Origin of the sequence: Vibrio sp. Y51_MX_L26 (assembly GCF_024181935.1) — a bacterium.
GTDB classification, from domain to species: Bacteria; Pseudomonadota; Gammaproteobacteria; order Enterobacterales; family Vibrionaceae; genus Vibrio; species Vibrio diabolicus.
Map to the genome: position 1 here is coordinate 521,307 of NZ_JAMZAS010000002.1, position 23,702 is coordinate 545,008.

At 43.8% G+C, this 23,702-nt stretch carries 19 protein-coding genes and 1 pseudogene; 8 read left to right on the top strand and 12 right to left on the bottom strand.

The genetic code is table 11. The features are described 5' to 3' along the window. Positions 1-188: 188 nt before the first annotated feature. The 6 genes and pseudogenes from NL645_RS08490 to NL645_RS08515 form a co-directional block, all read right to left on the bottom strand. Positions 189-1,089 (bottom strand): annotated as a pseudogene (locus NL645_RS08490) (cytochrome-c peroxidase). 380 nt (positions 1,090-1,469) lie between these two features. Further along, entirely contained in the window at positions 1,470-2,621 is a 1,152-nt protein-coding gene (locus NL645_RS08495) for an ABC transporter permease (protein ID WP_253651564.1), read from the bottom strand. Further along, entirely contained in the window at positions 2,618-3,784 is a 1,167-nt protein-coding gene (locus NL645_RS08500) for an ABC transporter permease (RefSeq protein WP_253651565.1), read from the bottom strand. Before NL645_RS08500 ends, NL645_RS08495 begins: the two co-directional genes overlap by 4 nt. A 22-nt stretch (positions 3,785-3,806) precedes the next feature. Then, positions 3,807-4,787 (bottom strand): HlyD family secretion protein, encoded by a 981-nt coding sequence (locus NL645_RS08505; protein WP_005377122.1) that lies wholly within the window; start codon positions 4,785-4,787, stop codon positions 3,807-3,809. 3 nt (positions 4,788-4,790) lie between these two features. Continuing rightward, positions 4,791-6,209: a TolC family protein gene (locus tag NL645_RS08510; RefSeq protein WP_253651566.1), complete on the bottom strand. Its 1,419-nt coding sequence runs from the start codon at positions 6,207-6,209 to the stop codon at positions 4,791-4,793. A gap of 130 nt (positions 6,210-6,339) precedes the next feature. Next, positions 6,340-6,567, bottom strand: a complete 228-nt coding sequence (locus NL645_RS08515; protein WP_005377125.1) for a hypothetical protein — start codon at positions 6,565-6,567, stop codon at positions 6,340-6,342. 476 nt (positions 6,568-7,043) lie between these two features. Between NL645_RS08515 and NL645_RS08520 the strand changes: the two genes are divergently transcribed. Both NL645_RS08520 and NL645_RS08525 read left to right on the top strand, forming a co-directional pair. Beyond that, positions 7,044-8,663 carry a sensor histidine kinase gene (locus NL645_RS08520; RefSeq protein ID WP_074191257.1) on the top strand — a complete coding sequence of 540 codons (1,620 nt, stop codon included), beginning with the start codon at positions 7,044-7,046 and terminating at the stop codon, positions 8,661-8,663. Continuing rightward, on the top strand, positions 8,660-9,346 hold the full coding sequence (locus NL645_RS08525) for a response regulator (protein WP_253651567.1): 687 nt from the start codon (positions 8,660-8,662) through the stop codon (positions 9,344-9,346). Before NL645_RS08520 ends, NL645_RS08525 begins: the two co-directional genes overlap by 4 nt. 91 nt (positions 9,347-9,437) lie before the next feature. On the opposite strand, the gene NL645_RS08530 is transcribed toward NL645_RS08525, so the two are convergent. Together NL645_RS08530 and NL645_RS08535 are read right to left on the bottom strand one after the other, a co-directional pair. Further along, positions 9,438-11,573 (bottom strand): TonB-dependent siderophore receptor, encoded by a 2,136-nt coding sequence (locus NL645_RS08530; protein WP_253651568.1) that lies wholly within the window; start codon positions 11,571-11,573, stop codon positions 9,438-9,440. A 117-nt stretch (positions 11,574-11,690) separates the two neighbouring features. Beyond that, complete coding sequence (locus NL645_RS08535; RefSeq protein WP_253651569.1) at positions 11,691-12,623, bottom strand: AraC family transcriptional regulator; 933 nt, start codon at positions 12,621-12,623, stop codon at positions 11,691-11,693. A 539-nt stretch (positions 12,624-13,162) separates the two neighbouring features. Here NL645_RS08535 and zwf point away from each other — a divergent pair. The 3 genes from zwf to gnd are packed head-to-tail and all read left to right on the top strand — an operon-like array spanning position 13,163 to position 16,865. Continuing rightward, positions 13,163-14,665 carry a glucose-6-phosphate dehydrogenase gene (gene zwf / locus NL645_RS08540; protein ID WP_253651580.1) on the top strand — a complete coding sequence of 501 codons (1,503 nt, stop codon included), beginning with the start codon at positions 13,163-13,165 and terminating at the stop codon, positions 14,663-14,665. Further along, positions 14,662-15,378 carry a 6-phosphogluconolactonase gene (pgl, locus tag NL645_RS08545; protein ID WP_253651570.1) on the top strand — a complete coding sequence of 239 codons (717 nt, stop codon included), beginning with the start codon at positions 14,662-14,664 and terminating at the stop codon, positions 15,376-15,378. The genes zwf and pgl overlap by 4 nt, the downstream gene beginning before the upstream one ends. A 38-nt stretch (positions 15,379-15,416) precedes the next feature. Then, positions 15,417-16,865 carry a decarboxylating NADP(+)-dependent phosphogluconate dehydrogenase gene (gnd, locus tag NL645_RS08550; RefSeq protein WP_253651571.1) on the top strand — a complete coding sequence of 483 codons (1,449 nt, stop codon included), beginning with the start codon at positions 15,417-15,419 and terminating at the stop codon, positions 16,863-16,865. A gap of 82 nt (positions 16,866-16,947) precedes the next feature. On the opposite strand, the gene NL645_RS08555 is transcribed toward gnd, so the two are convergent. Next, complete coding sequence (locus NL645_RS08555; protein WP_005397371.1) at positions 16,948-17,151, bottom strand: hypothetical protein; 204 nt, start codon at positions 17,149-17,151, stop codon at positions 16,948-16,950. 575 nt (positions 17,152-17,726) lie between these two features. Between NL645_RS08555 and NL645_RS08560 the strand changes: the two genes are divergently transcribed. Further along, on the top strand, positions 17,727-17,864 hold the full coding sequence (locus NL645_RS08560; RefSeq protein WP_012841759.1) for a hypothetical protein: 138 nt from the start codon (positions 17,727-17,729) through the stop codon (positions 17,862-17,864). Between the two features lie 60 nt (positions 17,865-17,924). Here NL645_RS08560 and NL645_RS08565 read toward each other — a convergent pair whose 3' ends face one another. After that, positions 17,925-19,685 (bottom strand): sigma-54-dependent Fis family transcriptional regulator, encoded by a 1,761-nt coding sequence (locus NL645_RS08565; protein WP_253651572.1) that lies wholly within the window; start codon positions 19,683-19,685, stop codon positions 17,925-17,927. 239 nt (positions 19,686-19,924) lie between these two features. On the opposite strand from NL645_RS08565, the gene NL645_RS08570 reads away from it, so the two are divergent. Beyond that, the gene (locus NL645_RS08570) at positions 19,925-21,445 is read left to right on the top strand and encodes an aldehyde dehydrogenase family protein (RefSeq protein WP_253651573.1); all 1,521 of its coding nucleotides are present in this window, start codon (positions 19,925-19,927) and stop codon (positions 21,443-21,445) included. 134 nt (positions 21,446-21,579) lie between these two features. Here the strand turns inward: NL645_RS08570 and exsE2 are convergent, their stop codons facing one another. Further along, a complete protein-coding gene (gene exsE2 / locus NL645_RS08575; protein ID WP_005397379.1) occupies positions 21,580-21,885 on the bottom strand; it encodes a T3SS regulon translocated regulator ExsE2 in 306 nt (101 codons plus the stop codon). An 8-nt stretch (positions 21,886-21,893) separates the two neighbouring features. After that, positions 21,894-22,340, bottom strand: a complete 447-nt coding sequence (gene exsC, locus NL645_RS08580) for a type III secretion system regulatory chaperone ExsC (protein WP_005397386.1) — start codon at positions 22,338-22,340, stop codon at positions 21,894-21,896. Between the two features lie 387 nt (positions 22,341-22,727). Between exsC and NL645_RS08585 the strand changes: the two genes are divergently transcribed. Next, positions 22,728-23,135, top strand: coding sequence for a YscW family type III secretion system pilotin (locus NL645_RS08585; RefSeq protein WP_253651574.1), 408 nt, complete (start codon positions 22,728-22,730; stop codon positions 23,133-23,135). The last annotated feature ends 567 nt before the right edge of the window (positions 23,136-23,702 follow it).

The window sequence follows — 23,702 nt, forward strand, 5'->3', positions numbered from 1 at the left end:
CAAGAAAGTGATGGGTTTGCAATAAATCCATTCTGCGGCTCTACAAGGTCTTCCGACTAGTAGGGACGTGCTTTGATGATGGTGATTGTAGATTCCCCAAGAACCAGTACCTTTCCATATATTGGTTAGACAAAGCGTTTAAATGTTGCCAACTGAATGCCATTAGTTTCAATTAGATAGAGCAAATCTTAAATAACCGGCCTTGCAGTTTCATGGGGGGATGGTGGTAAGTGGGGTAAAGTGATTCGTGGTTGCTCACCTGTTAGAGAACGTAAGAATTCAGTGATTTTGGTGGACTATTCTTTCGTTAGCTTTTGACCAAGTTGCAGATCGGCTAGCATTTCTACCGCCTCCTGAAGATTACAAATTGAGCCATCATGGAAGTACGGGTAGGTGAATTCTACGTTACGTAAGGTTGGGACTTTGAATACGAACTAATGGCTTTGCGGTCAACATTTGGGTTGTCTGTGGCAAATGGCTTCACTAACCCTATTTTTTGATACATTTTCCACTAGCTAATGCTCTGCTATGACAAGCGGTTTAAACAGTTGATAGCCTTCAACCTGTGCTTTGGTGAGCGCATCGTGTGTTCTCTTTCAACCATAAATCAAATGGCGCGTTTGGCGTACAAATGCCGCGATAGCATCGGTTACGTTATCAATGGTTATGTTGTCGCTTCCATGGATTTGCTGAAACCACTCGCGATATTGAGGGATAGATTGAAGAGTGTCGACCAGCAAGCCGCAGGCCCTATTGCGGATCTTTTGCTCGTCCATTCCAAAACTGCACGAAATTCAAATCTGAATTAAACACCGTAGGTGAGTTAATCGGGCCAATGGTTCATTTGTAACCAATTGAGCTTGATAAGTTATCAACACCACCTTTCGCGATGTTATGGCAAGAGTCACAAGAAATGATGTTCGACGTCGACAGCCTCGGCTCAAACTATAGCGTTTTACCCAATTCAATATTTTTACAGTCGATCTCAGTAATGGGTTCGATGACCTTGATGGGTTCACTGGATTGACGCTTAGCATGGGCACCGAAAGACAATATAGATAAAACACTCACTGAGATAAGACTTTTCATAATAACTTCCTTTGACGCGGTTTTCGACTTTCAATAGAGCGTCGTACTTCTTATGAAAACGCTGATAAAACAGCTATTGGTACGCTCGAAAATTACGGTATAGGAAAGGTATTATTCGATAAACTGCAAAAAACGATGTTAATAAAGGTGGTTGATTTTTGTACGTTAAGCTGGTGCGGGCTTTTGTGATTATAGGTTATAAATCTGCTGCAAACTTGTTATGGGTGCTTAGAGTTATTTATTGGCTGAATCCTTGATTAAAGTTAATTTCAATCTGAGATTGTGAGGTGCTCAAATACAAAAAAGGGGCGATACTTCGCCCCTCAGATCGTTCATCAGGTTTTTGATTTGTGATTATCTCTTTGAGCTGTAGAGAGAAATCAACTTAGACTTTCTGTTACAACTGGCTTGTTATTGCGCTTAGCAATCCAGTACGCAACGCTACCCCAAAGCACGGTCAATGCCCAAAGTGCCGTCCAATGTGGAGCGACTTGTTGCCAGGTTGCCCCCATTTGGTTTAGCGCTAAGAAAGCTTTGATCGCCCAAGTGCTTGGGCTTAAATCAGCAATCCATAGTAAGGGAGTAGGTATGGCTTCAATCGGCCAAATAAAACCAGCCAAGAAAATGAGCGGCATAGAGCTCACTAAGACGACTAAGGTGACAAGTTCACGCCGAGGTAATAAGTAGCCTAGCCAGAAGCCTAGTCCGCAACAACCTAAAAAGAACGGGAACAACATGGTAAGTAGTTCGCTCACATTGGCGATATGGTTTACGTTTAAACGTTCGAAGCTAAAACCAAAATAATAGGCGCCGAGTAAATAATAAATTGCCACAAATACTAACGTTCTCACAAGCAGCAGCGATCCCGTTGATACTTGAGACCAGTAGCCACGACCATGACGCTGTGTTCCCGTTTGTAATCCAACCGCCATGATCAACGTTTGTTGTAAAATCAGAACAAATACTGCTGGCACTACGTATTCGATGTAACCCATGGTTGGGTTGAACGTCGGTTTCATATTAAGCTTAATAGCAGAGTAATTATGGCTAGCCATACTCATGGGCACACCATCTATCACCATTTTACTGACTTTCACTTGGGCCCCTAATGTGCCTCCCGCTTGGGCCAATCCTTCTACCACGGTTCCGTACACGAGAAAATACGAGGCGTCCGCAGCGTAGGCCAGAGTCGGGCTTTTACCTAGCATTAGGTCTTTGTAAAAGTGTTCCGGTATGACTAAAAAACCGGTGATCTCTCGTTGTAAAAATGCTTGCTTTGCATCGGCAATCGTGTGAAGTCGAGTAACTACGTTGACTTGTGGAGTGGCATCAACCATACGTTCCAGCTTTAAACTCGTCTGACTACCATCTAAATTAACAATCGCGATTGGTTGTTCACGAGGCGTTTGTTGTGCATAAGGCAAAGGGTATAAAAACGAGTAAAATACGACACCACCAAACACGGTCAACGTAACGACTGGATTGGTTAGAACGGCCTTAAATTCCGCTTTAATCAGTTGCCACAATGTCATACCGCCTCCTTAGCTTGGCGTGTTGATGAAGCTGTTCGATGTTTACCCATCAAGGCTGCGGTAATGAGCAGGGGCACAACGTAGCCAATCATAGGCCATAGCGAGCTTAAAGATTGTGCGGCTGATGCTCCATAGCTTGCTTGACTCACTTGTACTTCAATGTAATGGGTAATCGGCAATAATGAACGCCATGCATAAGCGAGCGTGTTCATGTCAGAAACTGGGAATGTAATTCCCATGAACGCGAAACTTGGAGCCGTAAACGCGCCAGCAAAACTCATCGCACGTGCAGGATCCATCGACAAGAAGAAGAACAACGCTCCCATAATGATACAGGCGATAACCGTCACCAATTGTGCTAGTAGCATAACCACAAAACTGCCTTCCATTGGCCAATCAAGCACGGAATAAAACCAATACAAGAACAACGCACCTTGCGCCATAAAGACCGGAATGTACTGACTTAATAGGGAAGTGAGCTTGGCGTATGGCTTTTTGCCCAAAAATGCAAAGCCATTCTTTCCACCATAAATGCGAAAGTGCGCGGTAAGAATCAAAATAGTGCTTACTACAATACATATTTGCCAAATGGCTGGCACGATAGCCGTTACCAAAAATTGTGCGTAGTTATTGTTACGGTTAAATAATGCGGTTATTTGTGTCGACACGGGTACAGCCTGTCCAGCCGCCGCTAACGTTGTGGTGTTACCTTTAGCCAAGTTGCTCATTACTTCAACCTGAGCATCGAAATAGCCTTGTGCTTGCGCAACGGCAGAGTTGATCAATTTCGCTACCAAAATGTACTGACTGTTGTAAAAGACAGAGAGTTGAGGTTGGCGGTGTTGGAGAATATCCTGATCGAACTTAGATGGGATGACCGCGTAAGCGTAGATATCGCCTTCAATCATCGCATTTTTTGCTTCGCTTGCACTGGTGTAGTGATAATTAACAGCCAGACTCGACGACGCATCCAAAGATTGAATGAGCTTTCGAGAAAGTTGGGAATGTTGTAGATCAACCACACCGATTGGCAGATCCCGGGCAATGGCCGCAGAGAACACTCCCCAAATCATCATCGCGAGCAAAATCGGTATCCAAGTAAGGCACGAAAGCAACCACTTATCTCGTCGTAAGATATGCCGCTGTGAAATCTTAATCGTCATAGCATTAACCTAGTGGTTGTGATTAAAGTTCAACGACAACACTCATTCCCATACGCAGTTCAGGTTCGGGTTGAGCTGGACGAGCTTCTACTTCAAAGGTACGAAGATCAAAACCTTGAGAAGCATCGGTTGCTCTCCACGTTGCAAAGTCACCCATAACAGCAACATGCGTTACTTTGAACTCAACATTTTTATTTAAGGCAGGCAAATAGGCATCAAAGGTTGCTCCTTTTTTAAAGTGTTGAAGGTAATCTTCACGCACATTAAGTGTCGCCCAGGCATCTTCTGTATCTATCACAGTAACAACCGGGAAGCCCTGAGGTGCTAATTCACCACTTTGAAGTAGAACTTGAGAGACTTCGCCGTCAAACCAGCTGTAGATCTGAGTATCTTTCGCATACGCTTCTACTTCGGCTACGGCACCTGATGCCATGCGCGCTTTTTCCGCCGCTGCCACTTTGGTTTCACTTCTCGCGCCTTCTTTTGCCATTTCGTACATTTGAAACGCGGCACTTTCGGTGTATTTCGCTGCTTGCCATTGCGTTAAAGCTTCATCGCGCTTTTGTTCTGCAACCACGCCATCGTTATAAAGGTTATTCACACGATTGTAGGTTTTTTCCATTAAATTCGCAGCGGCTTTGGCTTTCATCCACTGATCTTTTGCTGCTTGGATTTGTTGCTCACGTGCGCCTTTCTCAGCTTCTTGAGCTAAGGCGTCCGCCGCTTTTTCACCTGCTTTTGCTTGTTCTAACTTCGCTTCAATTTCAGGACTATGAAGGGTAAAAATAAGCTGACCTTTCTCTACATCGTCGCCTTTACGTACCATGACCTCATCAATACGCCCTGGAACTTTTGAGGAAATGCTGTATTGCTGGGCTTCAATTAATCCCTGTAAGCGGATCGGTTCCGGTTGATAGGCTTGGTAAAATTGATAGCCAACCCAAGAGGCAACACCCAAAGCACAAAGTGAGAGTAAAACGGGTTTTAGTGATTTAGCTGCCATGATTTATTTCACCTCTTTGGATGTTGAAGCAGGGATATAAGCGGTATTTTGATATTGTTCGAAGCTGTTCATTTCACTGCTCAATGCGAGTAGCTTGGTTAAAGATATTAAATAGCGGAAACGCGCCGCTGAACGTTGTGTTTCTATACTCGCGACATAAAGTTGTGCATCCACAACATCCAGAGAAGACGACAGACCCTGAGTAAATGCTTTTTCACGCAAGCGCAGATTTTCGTTAGCGAGTTCAATGCTAGATGCGAGCCCTTGTACTTCATCAATGGCTTGCTGAGCCTCCAAGTATGTCTTTTGGACTAACAGCGATAAGTCTTGTTTGGCTTGGGACTTTAATGAATCGACCTGCGAGACGACGCTTTGAGCGGCTTTGACTTTTTCGCTTCGCCCTGATGATTCAATCAGTGGAATGCTGACACCAACACCAACTAACCAGTCTGGCTTCATTTGGCTTGCGAGAGAATCGTCTTCATACAAGCTGTAGTCGCCGTAAAGGTAAACTTCAGGATAGTATTTCCCTTTTTCTGCTTTGATTAAGCTAGAGGCTTGTTTGTGCTTGGCGCTCAGAAGGTCTAACCCCGGATAGGTAAGCAACGTTTGATCGACAAAAGCGGTTAGAGGGGGAAGACTGTCGTTGATAAACAAAGATTCCGCGGGCTCTACGGCGTCATCTTGTGCAAGTAATTTACCTAATGCTGCTTGAGCGATACTCAAATCGCTGGCGGCTTTACGTGTTTCTACAGATGCTTTATCTAGAGAAGCCTCGGCTTGCAGGCGCTCAACGTGTGCGATTTGTCCTTGCTCTTCAAGCTTAATGGCAAAATCTCGATGCTTTTTTAGTCCAGCTTCAACCGCTTGCCGCGTTGCGAGTACTTCCTTTGCCAGCACGACAGAAAAGTAGTACTTCGACAAATCTTCAAAGCGCGCTTGTTGTTCCATTAGAAGCTGGCTTTTAGCCTCATCTGTTTTACCTTCTGCTGCTGATTGAGCAGCAGAAATACGACCACCAGTAAAAATTGGCCAAATGGCACGAATAGACGAAGAGAAAATATCGCGTTCGGTTATGGTCGAAGTGGTGTTTGCTATTGCTCCAACGACAGCTGGTGGTAGTGGAATCGGTATACTGATTGGCGATTCAGTGCTATCCAATATTTGCTTTCCCGATAACGTGATATCGGTATCTAAACGCGTGTAATTCGCGCCAATGGTAACCTGAGGTAAGTTGAGATTGCTGGTGGCACTCTCTTGGTATTGGTAATTCTCGACGTTTGAGCGTTGAGCTTTAAGAGAATAGTTGTTTTCTAGCAATAACTGCCATGCGGTATCAAAAGTGATCGGTGCCGCATGACAGGCAAGGGAAATCGAGCTGCTAAGTAAGCCCAGTATCCAAAACTTTCCTGTTTTTTTCATAATGGCTGCTTTGTCGTAGAGTATAAGCTCTAATATAAAGGATTCGTAACTTAGTGTTAAGTAGGAGGGGAAATTGGATAGTAGTATGCGCCCAGTTATGTTTGTGCTGGGCGCGGGAGATGTTACAAGTTTACTTCGTATATGGACAGTGAAACTCTGCTCTCCACTCAAGCTGACGAGAACCTCGCATCGTATTCAATAGGTCTTTTCCACTCATTTGAGGGAACGACAACAGGACCTTGAGATCAGAAGTACCGCCTCCGTTTTTTTCATAAGCCCTGACGTGTGTAAATGTTGAATACATATTCTCTGACAGCATGGCCTTATTCAGGCATATTCCAAAGGTATCGCGTTCCATGTTTGGTGTTCCTTCTAACTATAAATGCACCTCTGTTTATAGTTTTCCAGTTTTCAGATGGTGTCTAAGTGTTTGTCATATAGTCAGTATTTGTGTTTTGTTTTATTTTTTCCAAATCACTGACATCAATGTTGAGCTTTTAATAGACTTCCAGCTTCACTGCTTTCTAACCGAAACTCTCAATGGTTTCGTTGATTAAAAATTATACGTTGGAAAGTCTAAAAACGCCTCAAAAACCGCTAAAATCGATGTGATCACGATCATGTTTTAAAGGGCAATTTATGTATGGAATTGAGTATCAGAGAGGAATGCTGAATTTGGTGAATGGTTGTAATTTTATGTTTCAGCTCGTCGATTAATTAACCGTAAATTCTGCGGTTTGCTTGCCTTCCTCACAGATTTATCACCGCAACAAAGCCATGCTGTTAACTGAGTGTTAACGTAATCGCTTGGGAGTGAATCATAAGGATGTATCAATGAGTTGGAAAACGATCAGCTTTCGTAAGCGAATGCTCATTATTATGACGCTGTCGGGGTTGATAGAGCTTCTATTGCTTGTCGCTGCAGGATTCACTTATCTCAAAATCAATCAAGAGCAAGAAATGGGAGAAAAAGCACTGGGTGTTGCCCGTTTTTTAGCAGACTCCGCCGTTGTTCGCGAAATGGTCGCTGCCCAAAATCCTCAGCCATACCAACTTCGTTTCCGAGAATTAACCGAAGCCATCGGTGCTGCATTCATCGTTATTGGCGACCATGAGGGAGTGCGATTAATTCACCCCGTTGATGAGCGATTGGGTAAACCAATGAGAGGTGGCGACAATCGTCGAGCGCTAGAGCAGGGATTGTCTTATGTTTCGACGGCACAGGGCTCGTTAGGTTATTCAGTTCGTGGTAAAGCTGCGATTTTTGACGAGCAAGGGAACATCATTGGTGTGGTTTCGGTTGGCTATTTGCTCGACCGGCTGCAAGACCGTATCGAGCCATTTTTGGCCTTTTTGATCTTCATGGTCATCGTAGTTGTTGTCGCTAATGCCATTGTATCCAATTATGCGTCGAGAAAGTTTCAGCGCGCCATTTTGGGGTTCGAGCCTGAAGAGATAGGGCGGTTGTACGGCGAATTAGAAGTGACGATGAGTACCATTAAAGAGGGCGTGTTAAGTATTGATGCCCAAGGGATACTTCGCTCGATCAATCGTAGCGCCTGTCAGATTCTCGGTATTGATAGAGAGGCAGCTCTTAATAAACCGTTGACTGAGACGTTACGCGATAGTGACTTATATACGGTGCTAGAAACCGGACAGGAAGATCATGATATTGAGATATTCCTTAATCATAAACGTCTGATCGCAAACCGTTCGCCAATTTATGTGGATGGAAAAATAGTGGGGGCAGTATCGAGTTTCCGTTTAAGGGATGAAATCAACGACCTAACCGAGCAGTTATCACAAACCAAAGAATATGCAGATTTATTACGTTCGCAAACCCATGAGCATCGAAATAAGCTAAACACCATTAGCGGGTTAGTTCAGATGGGTGAGCTGGATGCGGTGCAAAAGTTAATTGGGCAAGAAACCGCACACTATCAAGCGATGATCGAATTTTTAAGAGACACCGTTAAAGACCCGTTAATTGCTGGTATGTTGCTTGGAAAAACTGAACGTGCTCGCGAGTTAGGCTTACAGCTGGTGGTTGAAGAAGGCAGCCGTTTGGAGCCTCTGCCTGAGTGGCTAAATTCGGAAGACCTTGTCACCATTCTGGGCAACTTAATTGATAACGCTTTTGACGCAACGTTAACCTCGATTCGTGATGAATCGAATGTCGCATCGGAGCGCAGAAATATCGATGTGTCAGTGAGCGATTACGGAAATGAAGTGATACTTGAGGTGATAGATCAAGGTTGTGGTTTACCAAGCGATATAGAGCCGCAGGCGCTATTTAAAAAAGGGGTGTCGACGAAATCTCGTCAAAATCGGGGGGTAGGATTGCATCTAGTCAACCAGTTGGCTACTCGATATCACGGCCATGTTGAGATGATGCCCAACACAAATTATGGAACAAGAATAACGGTGTATTTACCCAAGGAAGAGCAATTATGAGTATGGCGACTCGCGTAATGATCATTGAAGATGATCTGGCTATTGCTGAGCTGCACCACAAATACTTAAGCCAATTGGCAGGTTTGGAAGTGGTCGGCATTGCGACCACGAGAATGGAAGCGGAAATGCAACTCGATACTCTTAAGCCAGACCTGTTGTTGATGGATGTATACCTTCCTGATGGAACAGGGCTTGAGATACTCAATACATTGCGTGCGAACAACCAAACGTGTGATGTCATTTTGATTACCGCGGCAAGGGATGTCGATACGCTACAACAGGCAATGAGAGGTGGCGTTGTCGATTACCTGTTAAAACCAGTGATGTTTCCACGCTTAGATGCCGCACTGAAAAAGTATGTGTCCCAACGCCAACAACTAGACATCGTAGAGAGTTTGGATCAGAACCTCGTTGACAAAATGCTGCAGTCTCACGCCAATCAAGACAACTTGCCGAACCGATTACCAAAAGGGATTGATGGTGTAACGCTAGACAAGATCAGGGAGTTGTTCCCAAATGGCAGTGTGCTGACCGCTGATGAGGCAGGCGAAAAGATCGGTGCGAGCCGAACAACGGCAAGGCGCTATTTGGAGTATCTTATAAGCACTGGTGAACTAGAGGCTGATTTAAATTATGGCTCTGTTGGTAGGCCAGAAAGGTGCTATAAAAAAGTGACAAGGTAGCGTTTATATTGATGCTCTATGCAAAATAAAAAGCGATGGCTTATTGTAGAAACCATCGCTTTACAAATTACTGCTGTTCCGCTCTAAGAGGTTAGAAGTTGTATTCTAACTTCGCTTCGATAGAGCGCTCAGCGCCAAACCAACAGTTATTTTTGTCGTAACAAGAATAGTATTCTTTATCGAATAGATTGCTTGCAGAAAGGGTGACGCTAGCCCCTTTCATTGATTCAGATACCGTTGAGAAATCGTAACTTGCTGCTAAATCAAACAAGGTGTAGTCCGGTACTTTTTGACTATTCTGTGCATCAATTTGTGCTTCTCCGACATAGCGAACGCCAGCACTGGTACGAAGGCCTGAAAGATTTCCTTCAAAGAAGTAATTTGCCCATAGAGAGGCCGTTTGCTCAGGTACCCAAACCGGCGTTTTACCTTCTTGGTTGTAATAACTGTCCTCGGTAATCTCCATATCGGTATATGTATAGCCTAGAGTGAAATCAGCTTGTGCTGTGGCTTGCCATTTTGCCTCAAGTTCAATACCTTGTGATACCACTTCGCCCGCTTGATAGTTCGGTGCATAAGGATTATTCGGATCGGTCAAGATCGCGTTTTTCTTCGTGATATGGAAGAGTGCTAAGTTACCTGAGATATCACCAGATAATGGTGCGTATTTAAAGCCTAACTCCCATTGATGACCGGTTGATGGCTCAAATGCTTTACCAGAAGAGTCGGCACCCGCAATTGGCTCAAAACTCTCGGAGTAAGTAAGGTATGGCGAGAGACCAAAGTCTAGCTCATACAAACCACCGACTCGGAAAGATACGTTGGTATCGTCTAACTCTTCCTTGCTGTTGGATATTGTTCCTAGATAATCGCTCACGGCGTCCGTATTTGAATCGTATTTATCCCAACGAAGACCTGCAATCATTACAAGTTGGTCGTAACGAACTTGATCTTGCAAATAAACGCCAATCTGCTTCGTTTTGATATCTAAGTTTTGTTTGTATTGGAAATTCAGTGCATTACGATCAATGCTGTTGTGGTCAGGATTAAAGATGTCCTGAGTTAGCGAATACCCAAGCGTATCTTTGTATTTTACATCCGAATCTAGATACTGATAATCAAGTCCGAACAATAAGTTATGTTCAAAGTCTCCCGTTTTAACGTAGCCAGATAGTTGGTTGTCAATCACAAAGGATTTGGACTTTTCATCGGTTAAATAGGCATTTCGACCAACGGTACGGTTATCCGCTTCAAGTGCACCGTTATATGTGTTTTCCTGATAGGCATCGGCGGTCATGTAGCGGGCATTCTGTAGAAATTGCCAATTGTTGTTAAAGTCGTGTTGGACTTTGTAACCCATCATCAGAACTTCGCGTTCGTAAGTGTTCCAGTCCTCATCCCCCAAATAAGTGCTTGGCGACATCGAGCCAAGTGGGTTGTCAATCACTGAGCCAGACGCTGGCACGGTCGTGTAGATACCTGCTGATGGATCATTTTGATAGTAAACATTCACGTTGACTAAGGTGCTTTCTGTCGCTTGCCAATTGAAAGATGGAGCGAGGACATAACGTTCGTCTTCAGACGTATCGGCTTGACCATCTCGCTGTTTTGCGAGGCCGATAATACGGTAATCAACATTAGAATCACCAATTTGTCCTGTGGTGTCGAACGTCAATTCTTTTAGGCTGTTAGTCCCAGTACTAATCGAGACAGAGTGCGAAGGTGTTGAATGAGGCGCCTTGGCGATAATATTGACCATACCTCCTGGTGGAATATTGCCGTAAAGAACAGACGTTGGCCCTTTAAAAACCTCGATTTGTTCAAGGGCAACGGAATCGACCTGAGGTTGAAGGTTCCAGCCGTTGTACAGCAAAGGAAGACCATCATAAAAGTTGGTGTAGTTAATAAAACCACGAATATTGAATAGGTCAAGGCGAGAAACGGCACCGCCACGCAGCTCTGTATTTACGCCAGGCGCGTAACGCAATGCTTCGCTCACCGAGTTTACGCCGCGTAGGTCCATGTCATCTTTAGTGATTACCGTGATCGCTTGCGGCGTTTCTTCCGGTTCTAAAACGGTTTTAGTTGCGGTGTTTCGGTATGTTTCGCCAAGTACTGTGATAGTTTCGTGCTGAGAAGTGCTCTCAGTGGCACTGGCGTGACCAGCAATAAGCGCGGATACCACGACTGCAACCGCAGAACGATGAAATCGATTCGGACTTTCCATATTTATTAATTCCACTACTTTTATTTGTTGATAATGATTGTTGTTTGCATTCTATAGCGAAAGAAATAGGAAAAGTTAACAATTTGGTGCAAAGCCAGAACCTAAGTGCTTAGGCTTCTATCTAATGGGCATGGCTTCGTTCGGTTTGACAGGTATCCAGTAATGCATTTGGGCGTTCTCGCTCTCAATATCATAGTCTTCTGGATAAACTTCTAACTCGTAGCCATCAATACCGTGATAATTGGAATAGGGGAGCCAGTGCAAAATGAACCACTCAAGCGTCGCCGCTAGATTTGATGCTTTACCTATGTGCGTAATCACTGCGTAGGTTTGCTTAGGAACAACCAGAATATCTGGTTCTTGCGTAGAGACTTTGGATATTGAAGTTTTTGACGCTGAGTTGTACTCATAACCGGCCCAATACTCGAGTTGCTGGTTGCTTGAATACGCTTTTGTTACGTCAATCACACCAAGATAGTTTCTTTCCAGGTGAGTATGGTTTTCAGATGAGTAGAGCTGTGACCACAGCGAGGGCACCTTGGATTGGAAGTTGGGCATTGCGGAAAACAATCCATAAATAGGTTCATGATAACCAGCAAGCACAAAAGCAGGTTTTGTTTCTATTCGAACTTCGATAAAGCACTTATATCTATTTTCGTCTTCTGGTGTATCGCGCAACGTTAAAGGTTGCCTCAAGCCCGTTAGTTGCTGAGCTTTACGATAATCTCGAGGGCTCTTTGAAAACATATTTTTGAACGCTCGACTGAATGCATGTTCAGAAGCAAACCCCATTTCTATCGCAATATCTAACGAGCGATCTGATGTATGGATTAAGCGTTCAGCCGCAAGGCTTAGTTTAAGCTCTCTAATATAGTGAGCGACGGATACGCCAGTGTGTTGCTGGAAAACGCGTTGCAGTTGCCAACGTGACCAGCAGCTTGCTTTCGAGATTTCATCCACACTAAGTGCGATATCTAGATTGTTGTGAATGTAATCAAGCACAGAGTGTATTCGGTTTATCGGGTGCAGATTCTTTGTGCTTGGTTTCATGACATTCTACTTTCGCATTAATAGTATCCTCATTATCTTTAATTGAGTATCATTATCAATAGAGTAAGAGGATAAAATTCAGGCCACATAGATCACAATAAAATTGTAATGGATTGCAAGGGTGGGTAAGGATTGTCCATATTAGAGTTTTTGCTTAATTTTTGTCTTACGTTAGTGCAACTTTTTTTATCCATAAAATACAAATGTTTATGATGTTTTGTGCAACTTATTTAAACGTTTGCACTGGCAAGTGTTGATGTAAATCAAATAGTCGTAGACAATACTGCACCGTGTCGGACTCTCCTCCAGCGAGTACAGTGTGTACTTTTGAGACATAAGTGACCTAAATGACCTTAATACGTCGTGTTTCCAACAGATTTGGGAGTGCTACTTCTTGAGGTTCTTTGGGCCTATAGACTTTACCTATCAACGTAATAGGTAAGACCAATTTTCTATTTTGAGGTGCCATTGATAGGGTTGGCTCATCCTTTAGCCGTATCCGGGCACACAATAAGTACCTCGTTTTTAAGGGAAAGATGATGGTAATACCAGAAAACAGCAGCATCGTTATTTTTGGTGCTTCAGGTGACCTTACATACCGTAAGCTCATTCCTGCTTTATACCACCTCTATGCGAACAAGCAGCTTCCAGAAAATTTTGCCATTCTGGGTGTAAGTCGCACTGAATACAGTGATGAGTCTTACCGCGCGAAGCTGAAAAAATCGCTTCAGGAAATGGAAAAGACTGAGCCAGAAACGCTTGATGCATTTATTAACCATCTGCACTACCAAGCTATCAATACTTCTGACACACAAGATTACAGTAAGCTATCTTCTCGTTTAGACCAACTTGCTGACGAATATCGTTTCGATCAGCGCAATACGCTTTTCTACTTAGCAACCCCACCAAGTTTATACAGTGTGATTCCTGCAAGTCTTGCAGCACACGGCCTAAACAAAGAAGAAGATGGTTGGAAACGCCTGATTATTGAGAAACCATTCGGTTATGACCTTGAATCAGCGCGTATTCTGGATAAAGAAATTCACGAGCACTTCCAAGAGCATCAAATCTACCGAATTGACCATTACTTAGGTAAAGAGACGGTACAAAACCTTCTTGTACTTCGTTTCTCAAACGCGATGTTTGAGCCGCTTTGGAACCGTAACTTCATTGATTATGTTGAAATCACGGGCGCAGAATTCCTCGGCGTAGAGGAGCGTGGTGGTTACTACGACAACTCGGGTGCCGTGCGCGATATGTTCCAAAACCACCTGCTACAAGTATTGGCGATGGTGGGTATGGAGCCACCTGCACAGATCAATGCAGATTCGATGCGTGATGAAGTCGTTAAAGTACTCCAGTGTTTAAAGCCTTTGGACGAAAACGCTCTGCGTAACGATCTAGTATTAGGTCAATACACCGCTTCTGAAGTTCGTGGACAAAGTCTACGTGGCTACCGTGAAGAGCCGGGGGTTGCAGACGACTCACGTACCGAAACTTATATCGGTTTGAAAGCATACATTAACAACTGGCGTTGGAATGGCGTGCCATTCTACGTGCGTACTGGTAAGCGTCTTCCAACACGCGTGACTGAAGTGGTTATCCACTTTAAACAAACACCGCACCCAGTGTTTGGTCAAAACGCACCAGAAAACAAGCTGATCATTCGCATTCAGCCAGACGAAGGCATTCAAATGAGCTTTGGCTTGAAAGAGCCAGGCGCAGGTTTTGAAGCGAAAGAAGTGAAAATGAACTTCCATTACGCTGACCTACAAGAAACGCAAATGCTGACTGCGTATGAGCGTCTTCTACTTGATGCATTGAATGGTGATGCTACGCTATTTGCACGTAGTGATGCGGTGGAAGCGTGTTGGCAGTACGTACAGCCAATTTTAGACTTTAAACAAGATCCACGATCCCTCTTCGGGTACGCATGCGGCACATGGGGTCCTAAAGAGTCAGACGACCTGCTACAGCGTGATGGTCGCGCTTGGCGCTTCCCATGTAAAAATTTAACAGATACGGATTACTGTGAACTATGATCAACCATAAGATCTACCAAACAGCAGAGCAGGTAGTTGAAAGCCTAGCTAACGACATGAAAGCGTTCAGCGAAATGGGCCGACCTGTTCACATCTCTCTTTCTGGCGGCAGCACTCCTAAAATGCTGTTCAAACTGTTGGCTTCAGAGGCTTACGCAACCTCTATTCAGTGGCAAAATCTCCACTTCTGGTGGGGTGACGAACGTTGTGTCGCACCTGACGATGCGGAAAGCAACTACGGAGAAGCGAACGCGCTACTGTTTAGCCAAGTAAACATTCCAACAGAAAACATCCACCGTATTCGCGGTGAAGATGACCCTAAAGTGGAAGCGGAACGCTTTGCGAAAGAGATGTCAGATGTGATTCCGACTGAAAACGGAACCCCTGTGTTTGACTGGATCTTATTAGGTGTTGGTGCAGATGGTCACACAGCTTCTCTGTTCCCTGGCCAAACGAATTATGATGATGCGAACCTATCTCTTGTGGCGTCTCATCCTGAGTCGGGTCAGCTTCGTGTGTCAAAAACGGCACGCGTTTTAGAAGCAGCAAAACGCATCAGTTACTTAGTGCTTGGTGCAGGAAAAGCGGACATCGTTGAAGAGATCAACAGTTCACCTGCACACGCACTGCCATACCCAGCGGCTAAGATTCAAGCGAAATCTGGTCTGACGGAATGGTATTTAGATTTGGACGCAGCAGCAAAAATTGCTTAAAACGCTGCTCGTCAATGAAACAAAATTGGAGAGAAACAATGAAAGGTGATATCGGTGTAATTGGCCTAGCGGTAATGGGTCAAAACCTTATCCTAAACATGAACGACCACGGTTTTAAAGTGGTCGCTCACAACCGTACTGCTGCTAAAGTAGACGAGTTTCTGGAAGGACCAGCGAAAGGCACCAACATCATCGGTGCATACTCTCTAGAAGAACTAGTAGAGAAGCTAGAAACGCCACGTAAAGTGATGCTAATGGTTCGCGCAGGTGACGTTGTCGATAAATTCATCGACGCTCTAGTCCCTCTACTAGACAAAGGCGACATCATCATCGACGGTGGTAACACGAACTACCCAGATACAAACCGTCGCGTTACAGCACTACGCGAAAAAGGTATCCACTTCATCGGTACTGGCGTATCTGGTGGTGAAGAAGGTGCGCGCTTCGGTCCATCTATCATGCCAGGCGGCGCTCCAGAAGCTTGGGAAGCGGTTAAGCCTATCTTCCAAGGTATTTCTGCGAAAACTGATGCAGGCGAGCCTTGTTGTGATTGGGTTGGTAACGACGGTGCGGGCCACTTCGTTAAGATGGTTCACAACGGCATCGAATACGGCGACATGCAGCTGATCACAGAAGCTTACCAGTTCATGAAAGACGGTCTTGGTATGTCTGCAGACGAGATGCAAGCGGTATTCGCTGAGTGGAACAACACTGAGCTAAACAGCTACCTTGTTGAAATTACGGCTGACATCCTTGGCTACAAAGACGAAGACGGTGAGCCTCTAGTTGAGAAAATCCTAGACACTGCTGGCCAAAAAGGTACAGGTAAATGGACGGGAATCAACGCTCTAGACCTAGGTATTCCTCTAACGCTAATCTCTGAGTCTGTATTCTCTCGCTGTCTATCTGCATTGAAAGATCAACGTGTTGAAGCTGAGAAACTGTTCGGTAAGACAATCACACCAGTTGAAGGTGACAAGCAAGAGTGGGTTGACGCACTACGTCAAGCGCTTCTAGCGTCTAAGATCATCTCTTACGCTCAAGGCTTTATGCTAATGCGCGAAGCGTCGAACGAAAATGGCTGGGATCTAAACTACGGTAACGTTGCTCTTATGTGGCGTGGTGGTTGTATCATCCGCAGCGCGTTCCTAGGCAACATCCGTGATGCATACGAAGCAAACCCAGATCTAGCATTCCTAGGCTCTGATGATTACTTCAAAGGTATTCTACAAAACAGCCTAGTAGCATGGCGTAAAGTGGCAGCTAAGTCTCTCGAAGCAGGTATCCCAATGCCATGTACGACTTCTGCACTAACATTCCTAGACGGTTACACAACAGCTCGTCTACCTGCGAACCTACTGCAAGCTCAACGTGACTACTTCGGTGCTCACACTTACGAGCGTATCGACCGTGAGCGTGGTGAATTCTTCCATACGAACTGGACGGGTACAGGCGGCGACACAGCGTCTACAACTTACGACGTGTAATCGTTTTAAGTAAATCGACTAAGTATAAAAGGGTGCCTAAGCATCCTTTTTTGTGTCTGGCTTTATGAAACTCAAAGAGCGCCTAGGCGCTCTTTTCAGTGGTCGTTTTCTTGTTTTGATAAAACCTGTCTTTGAGGTAGAGAATTGCGCTGACCACAAGAGCTACTACAGAAACAGTAAATAGGGCATACATGCTGAGAATCCATGCGAATGTAGCCGTCAAAAACGCAATGAAGGAAAACATTCTGCTGAAAGACATCACATGGCCAAGTTTGCTACTTTTCATAAACGCCTCCCAAAGCTGAGTGGGGATAGACAAGTGTGGTCATATACCACGCTTTGATTGTCTGTTCTTTTTTGGCGTTTCACACAAAAAAGCGGCTAAAGATTTCTCAAAAAAGGTGAAATATTGAACTGGTAGACAAATCCATAAACGGCTTTACAAATATATGAATGCATTTGTCTATCACTTCAAAGTTTTTGCTGTGCGGATTAAGGCCTTTTAACGCTATTATTGCAGCCTTCGAGTTTACTAGGCGTAATTTCAAGTCAATAATTCCGGGAAGCTCATCCTCATTATCAGTCACGATGAAAATCACTTTTCTTTGTTTAACAGTACTTTATTGAATATGTGTGATTGCATCAGGTTTGAGAATGAAACTAAGGTTGCAAGAAAGGCGAAAAAGAGTGCTAGGTAAGCCTTTGAACTACGCCTATAATTAGCGCCCACATGGAGGATGTTTAATAAATGAACATCCTCTATTTTTTGAAACCAGCAACAAGGATCCAGTAAAACGTGTTTTTCTGGTGTTGTTTACGTTGACCAAGAAGGTGATTAACACAACAAATTGAGGTTCTAAGATGATTCTTAACAAGTACTTTGTTTTCATTCCGGCAGAATTGGATCAGGAAATACACAAGGACAACCAAGTGATCTCTGAGAAGGAAACTCAACGTCAGGCATTAGTAAAACAGGCGCAACAACAAGGTGGCCTGTAAGCTAGGTTTCAAATAGAAAGAGCACCGCAAAGGTGCTCTTTTTGTATCTGAGGTTATGGATTAACCCAATATGCCGAGGCTTTTCAGCTTTCTATAAATTGTATTTCGACTGACGCCAAGCATACGAGATGTTTTGCTGATGTTCCCCTGATTGGCTTGATATGTTTTGAGCAGTTTGTCTTCGACGGTTGCACGCAGTTCTAACGTGGGTTCGGCAGCGGTTGTTACGTCTTGAGCCTGGCTGAGTTTCTTACTCAGGTGAGTCGGTACGTGAGTGAGCTCTAACGTTTCTTCACCTTGCGCCATTAATGCGGATACTTTGATTAAACTATCGAGTTCACGCAAGTTTCCTGGCCAAGAGTAAGAAAGCAGCAGAGAAAGTAGGTGAGGGCAAAGTTGTTGTTCAGATTCAGCGTGACGTCGATGAATATTCTCGATCAGTTGTTGCTTATCATCTCGCTCTTCGAAGCGAGGCAATTCGATGATCAAACCATTGAGGCGATAGTATAAGTCTTGACGGAACAATCCTTCGCTAACCAAGTTCTCGAGATCTTTATGCGTGGCAGCGATGATTTGCGTATCGACTTGAACACTTTGGTTTGAACCAACGGGAAGCACGGTTTTATCTTGCAATACATGCAGTAAACGGCTTTGAGCTTCCAAGGGTAAATCTGCGATTTCATCCAGAAACAAAATCCCTTTGTGTGCTTGGCGAATTTTTCCCTGATAGCCTTTGCTGTTTGCGCCAGTAAATGCACCAGCCACGTAGCCAAACAATTCGGACTCAACCAAATCTTTTGGTAGTGCGCCGCAGTTAACGGAAACCAACGGCCCCGTTTTTCTCTGGCTGTTTTTATGTAGCGCTTTCACAAACTCATTTTTACCAACCCCAGTTTCTCCGAGAATCAGTAAGCTGATGTCTTTATCGATAACGCGATTGGCTTGTTGCCAGCAATGTTCGACAGTAGAATCGCCGTAATGCAGATCATTGGAAGCGGTAACGGAACGAGACTTCACTTTTTTGTCGGTCAACGGCTTTGTTTTGAACACGAAAGGATGGTCGGCACTTTGGATAGAAAGAATGTCGTCGAGCGATTGCCCTATGACGTTTTGTTGCGCGAGGAGCTGAGAAGCAACTTGATTGTGCGCAAGAATCTGTCCATCTTCATTGGCGATGATAATCCCTTGCCACCCACTGTTGAGTAAGCCTTTCTCACATGCCAAATCCACACGAATATGCCCTTGTGGAATCAAGTTAAGCAATTGATTTTCAACTTGCTGAACCATGTTTTGTACCAGAACTTGCGTTGAGAAATCATGTTTCTTTTGTTCGCTGGTGATATCTAGCACGCCAATCAAATGACCAAGATGATCGAAAATAGGATTGGCCGAGCAGCTAATAAAACGATGATGTTGGATGAAGTGTTGATCGCCGATGACTGAGACCGGTTTTGCTTCAACTATCGCAGTCCCAATCGCGTTGGTGCCTTTGACCTTTTCTTGCCAGCACGCACCAGAGCTTAGCGCAATTTCGGTCAACTTCTCGCGGAACTTAGGTTGTCCCCAACTGCCGATGATGACGCCGTCGGCATCCGTCAGAATTAAGCGGCTGTCACTATGAGCAAAAAGCTGATTGAACAGCGGGAGAGCACACTGGGTGACGGTTTCCAATAAGAAGTTGAGTTGGTGACGCCTATCTTGAAGTGTCGCTGGTGTCACTCGAATATCTTCAGGGCGTCGACGCTGTTTTAAACCCGCCTGTTCACTTCGGATCCATGAAGTTGAAAGCCAATTGTTATCGCTAATGTGTTGAAGTTCCATGACTGTACCATTTTGTCACAGTGAGGGTGTGCCATTTTGGAACACTTGAACATTGGTGTTCACACCATACATCCGCTCAAACATCGCTCACTTGGTTTGTTATCGCTTGGTAATCATAGTTTTACATTTAATTAACAACAAGTGTGGTGTAGTTGGCGTGTGACTTGCGTAATGCTCTTTGTGAACAGTGCGATACGACACTGCAATAACACATTGAACGAGAAACAAAAGGAAGAGTTATGAGCTATGCACAGCCAGGTAGTGAAAATGCCATTGTTAACTTTAAATCGCATTACGATAACTTTATCGGTGGGGAATGGGTAAAACCAACGGATGGTGAGTATTTTGACAATATCTCACCAATCAACGGACAAGCGTATTGTAAAGTTGCTCGTTCTGGCGAGGCGGATATCAACTTAGCATTGGATGCGGCACACAACATCAGAACTAAATGGGCAAAAACCAGTGTGACTGAACGCTCTAACATCTTGCTGAAAATCGCTGATCGTATCGAACAGCATTTAGAAGAACTTGCAGTTGCAGAAACATGGGAAAACGGCAAACCAGTTCGTGAAACCTTGGCTGCGGATTTACCTTTGGTGGTGGATCATTTCCGTTACTTTGCTGGCTGCATTCGCGCGCAAGAAGGCAGTGCGGCGGAGCTGGATGAGCACACGGCAAGCTATCACTTCCCAGAGCCGATTGGCGTAGTTGGTCAAATCATCCCTTGGAACTTCCCTATGTTGATGGCGGCTTGGAAACTGGCACCGGCACTTGCGGCAGGTTGTTGCGTGGTATTGAAGCCAGCAGAACAAACTCCAACGTCGATTCTGGTTCTTATGGAAAAGATCGGTGATCTACTGCCTCCGGGCGTCATCAACGTTGTGAATGGTTTTGGTTCAGAAGCGGGCCAAGCGCTTGCAACCAGCAACCGCATTGCGAAGTTAGCGTTTACCGGTTCAACACAGGTTGGTAATCACATTCTAAAATGTGCAGCAGACAACTTGATCCCATCGACAGTTGAGCTAGGTGGTAAATCTCCAAACATCTACTTCTCAGATATTTTCGATTACGAAGATGAGTACCTCGACAAGTGTATCGAAGGTACGCTACTTGGTTTCTTCAACCAAGGCGAAGTTTGTACCTGTCCATCTCGCGTATTAGTTCATGAAGCGATTTACGATAAGTTTGTAGAGAAATTGACGGAACGTGCGCAGTTAATCAAGCAAGGTAACCCGCTCGATACCGATACTCAAGTAGGCGCCCAAGCTTCTCAAGAACAGTTTGATAAGATTTTAAGTTACCTGGAAATCGGCCGTGAAGAAGGTGCAAAAGTGGTCTTTGGTGGTGGTGTCTCTGAGCAGCCAGAGTCAATCAATCAGGGTTACTACATTCAGCCAACGATGTTGGAAGGCCATAATAAGATGCGTATTTTCCAAGAAGAAATCTTTGGCCCCGTCATTGCCATCACTAAGTTTAAAGATGAAGCGGAAGCTCTGGAAATCGCGAACGACACCGAATATGGCTTAGGCGCAGGCGTTTGGACGCGTGATGCGAACGTCGCATATCGTATGGGCCGTAATATCGAAGCTGGTCGAATTTGGATTAACTGCTACCACGCTTACCCTGCACACGCTGCGTTCGGTGGCTATAAAAAGTCAGGTATTGGACGTGAAACACATAAGATGATGCTGGATCACTACCAAAATACGAAAAACCTATTGATTAGCTACAGTGTTGATCCACTAGGCTTCTTCTAAATTGAAGTAGTTAACAAAGAAAAAGCAGTACTAACCAAAACCCCGAGCCTTCGGGGTTTTTTATTGCATGTGCTTGCGGGTGGGAGGGTGTGTATACGTGAAATTTATATTTTGAACCCATCTATATTGCGTGCTCAGGAACGTTGAATTACGGTCACTTTTCGTTCAAGTAGTTTTTCGACCGCGGTGTTTTGCTTTTCAAGACTAAACTGCTGATCAAAATCCAAGACGCGATTACAAGACTCAAGACTCGCAAACTGGTTTAAACATTCGCTAAGTTCTCTTTTAGAGCTCATTCGAGCCAAACTGCTTTCTGATGAAGAGAGTAGGGTCACTTTGCGGCCATGAAACGTTCCTTGTGGCAGAGCATCACTTTGCTGTGCTTGCTTTACTTCATGAACCGGTAAGTTAGTGTATTTAGATTGGATGTCGTTGGACATAGAGACACCTAAACTCTTAAGTCTAAAGTTTGTGGCATCGGAGCTACCTCAGCAGTGGCGACATGAGCAGACAATAACGACTCCCACGACTCACTTTGCGTCAACAATTCCGCCAAAGCAGTTTCAAAATACTCATAATCCAGTCGCTTAATGTTAATGAGTCGGTTTAAACAGAGTACATGTCGATGATTATCTAAACTAAAGAATAATTGATGCTCAGGCCAGTGATAATTAAAGGCTAGAAAAGAACGATAGAGATCGGAATTAACGATTTGAAGACCAACAATCTCAGCTTCGAGCTGGAGGGTTGTCGATTCAGGATGAAAGATGATATGCACTCTTAGATTATCATCAAACGCTAAGCTTACTTCATTTTCCGTTAGATGCAGTGCAGGCAAGCCTATTTGATGAGCAAACTTTAGCAAAATCTCATCGATAGTTTGGCGTGCTGACATAGGAATAGTCCCTTTTGAAATTTTATCAAGGAAAATATTAGATGTATCTCTTCGTGTTTATCAATATTGGTCGGTTGTTATTATATTTTGGTTTTTAATTTCGGTGAGCTAAATAGAACAGCGATAACAAATGTGCTCTGATGCATATTGTGGTGCTTCTTAGATATTTAAATATCTTTGTTCTCTAATATACCCACCTAATTGAAAGTGTATTAAGGTGCAGTCTCTAAGAGTGAAATTAAATCTAATGTTAAATATGTGTTGTTGAAGAATGCGATTTATTGTCCGCTTGTAGTATAAATATAAGTTGATCTTTTATATTTTTACATAAAGAATTGTGTGAAATTAAAATGAACTAAGTCTATAAAATAAGTTTATGGTGTCATAATGAACAATTCTATATGGGCTGGTTTTATCGGACTATTCCTACTAAGTGGGTGTAGTCAATCTGTGCCGATTGTAAGGGAAGGTAGCTTTGACACAAAGAGTCAGGCGACACTCTATGGTTGGGTTTCTGTCGATGGATACTTTCCACCTTCGATTACGTCTCTTGATGTGGAAATATGTAAAGTGATTGAAAATCAGTGTCTTAGATCTGCATTGCAGCACTACCAAGGCGTTCAATTACCCGTACAGTATTCATTTTTAATTGCACCGATTCAAGCTGGTGACGGAAACATGAAGATAATTGGAAAGCTATACTCGAATGGGGAACTTGTAGCGGAAAAAGAAAAGAACTATTTATTTTCAGTGGAGGGAAAACAGGAAAACTTGATACTCGTGCCAAAAAAATAACCAGATGAAAAGTAATCGGTTACATTTAATTAGACCTTACTAAATTATTAAAAATAAAGATTTGCTCTTTCCTGTTGTGAAAGTTTTGTTGTTTTTTACAAACATTAATCACATGGTTTAAGTCATCGGGTCAGTTGTTTTTTAGACTTATACTTGTTGCAAAAATAGAATTCTTTATGATTATATCTCGCTCCTTGAACAGGTTGGCTTGGCGTTTTAGGCTATAAAACATACAATTTTAAGATTTTGGAAATTTCAGTTTGTTCGATAAACGATACCATAATCTATTTAATTTTATTCTAATGTATAACAAAAATCCTAAACTTTAATAACGAAATGATATTTAAGTTTTGGCTAATAATAAACGCTATCTGATAAAAATAATAAAGACGGACAGCAGAGTTTACTAAGATAAACTTTTACCTTTAGGTAAGGGTAATGCTTAGGCCCGAATTCAACTGCGAAGTGCGACACTCGCTAATATCAAGCAGCCAATGCCATTTCTTTAAATACAATTGCTGGCTGCTTGAAGTCTAAACATTTTCTCGGTCGATAATTTATCCGCAA

Bases quoted from the DNA above. Each gene is read 5' to 3' on its own strand.
- exsC (WP_005397386.1), bottom strand. From the start codon at position 22,340: ATGTCAGCACGCCAAACTATCGATGAGATTTTGCTAAAGTTTGCTCAT.
- gnd (WP_253651571.1), top strand. From the start codon at position 15,417: ATGAAAGGTGATATCGGTGTAATTGGCCTAGCGGTAATGGGTCAAAAC.
- NL645_RS08515 (WP_005377125.1), bottom strand. From the start codon at position 6,567: ATGGAACGCGATACCTTTGGAATATGCCTGAATAAGGCCATGCTGTCA.
- NL645_RS08505 (WP_005377122.1), bottom strand. From the start codon at position 4,787: ATGGCAGCTAAATCACTAAAACCCGTTTTACTCTCACTTTGTGCTTTG.
- NL645_RS08555 (WP_005397371.1), bottom strand. From the start codon at position 17,151: ATGAAAAGTAGCAAACTTGGCCATGTGATGTCTTTCAGCAGAATGTTT.
- NL645_RS08585 (WP_253651574.1), top strand. From the start codon at position 22,728: ATGAACAATTCTATATGGGCTGGTTTTATCGGACTATTCCTACTAAGT.
- NL645_RS08510 (WP_253651566.1), bottom strand. From the start codon at position 6,209: ATGAAAAAAACAGGAAAGTTTTGGATACTGGGCTTACTTAGCAGCTCG.
- exsE2 (WP_005397379.1), bottom strand. From the start codon at position 21,885: ATGTCCAACGACATCCAATCTAAATACACTAACTTACCGGTTCATGAA.
- NL645_RS08535 (WP_253651569.1), bottom strand. From the start codon at position 12,623: ATGAAACCAAGCACAAAGAATCTGCACCCGATAAACCGAATACACTCT.
- NL645_RS08525 (WP_253651567.1), top strand. From the start codon at position 8,660: ATGAGTATGGCGACTCGCGTAATGATCATTGAAGATGATCTGGCTATT.
- NL645_RS08520 (WP_074191257.1), top strand. From the start codon at position 7,044: ATGAGTTGGAAAACGATCAGCTTTCGTAAGCGAATGCTCATTATTATG.
- NL645_RS08500 (WP_253651565.1), bottom strand. From the start codon at position 3,784: ATGACGATTAAGATTTCACAGCGGCATATCTTACGACGAGATAAGTGG.
- NL645_RS08565 (WP_253651572.1), bottom strand. From the start codon at position 19,685: ATGGAACTTCAACACATTAGCGATAACAATTGGCTTTCAACTTCATGG.
- zwf (WP_253651580.1), top strand. From the start codon at position 13,163: ATGGTAATACCAGAAAACAGCAGCATCGTTATTTTTGGTGCTTCAGGT.
- NL645_RS08495 (WP_253651564.1), bottom strand. From the start codon at position 2,621: ATGACATTGTGGCAACTGATTAAAGCGGAATTTAAGGCCGTTCTAACC.
- pgl (WP_253651570.1), top strand. From the start codon at position 14,662: ATGATCAACCATAAGATCTACCAAACAGCAGAGCAGGTAGTTGAAAGC.
- NL645_RS08530 (WP_253651568.1), bottom strand. From the start codon at position 11,573: ATGGAAAGTCCGAATCGATTTCATCGTTCTGCGGTTGCAGTCGTGGTA.
- NL645_RS08570 (WP_253651573.1), top strand. From the start codon at position 19,925: ATGAGCTATGCACAGCCAGGTAGTGAAAATGCCATTGTTAACTTTAAA.
- NL645_RS08560 (WP_012841759.1), top strand. From the start codon at position 17,727: ATGATTCTTAACAAGTACTTTGTTTTCATTCCGGCAGAATTGGATCAG.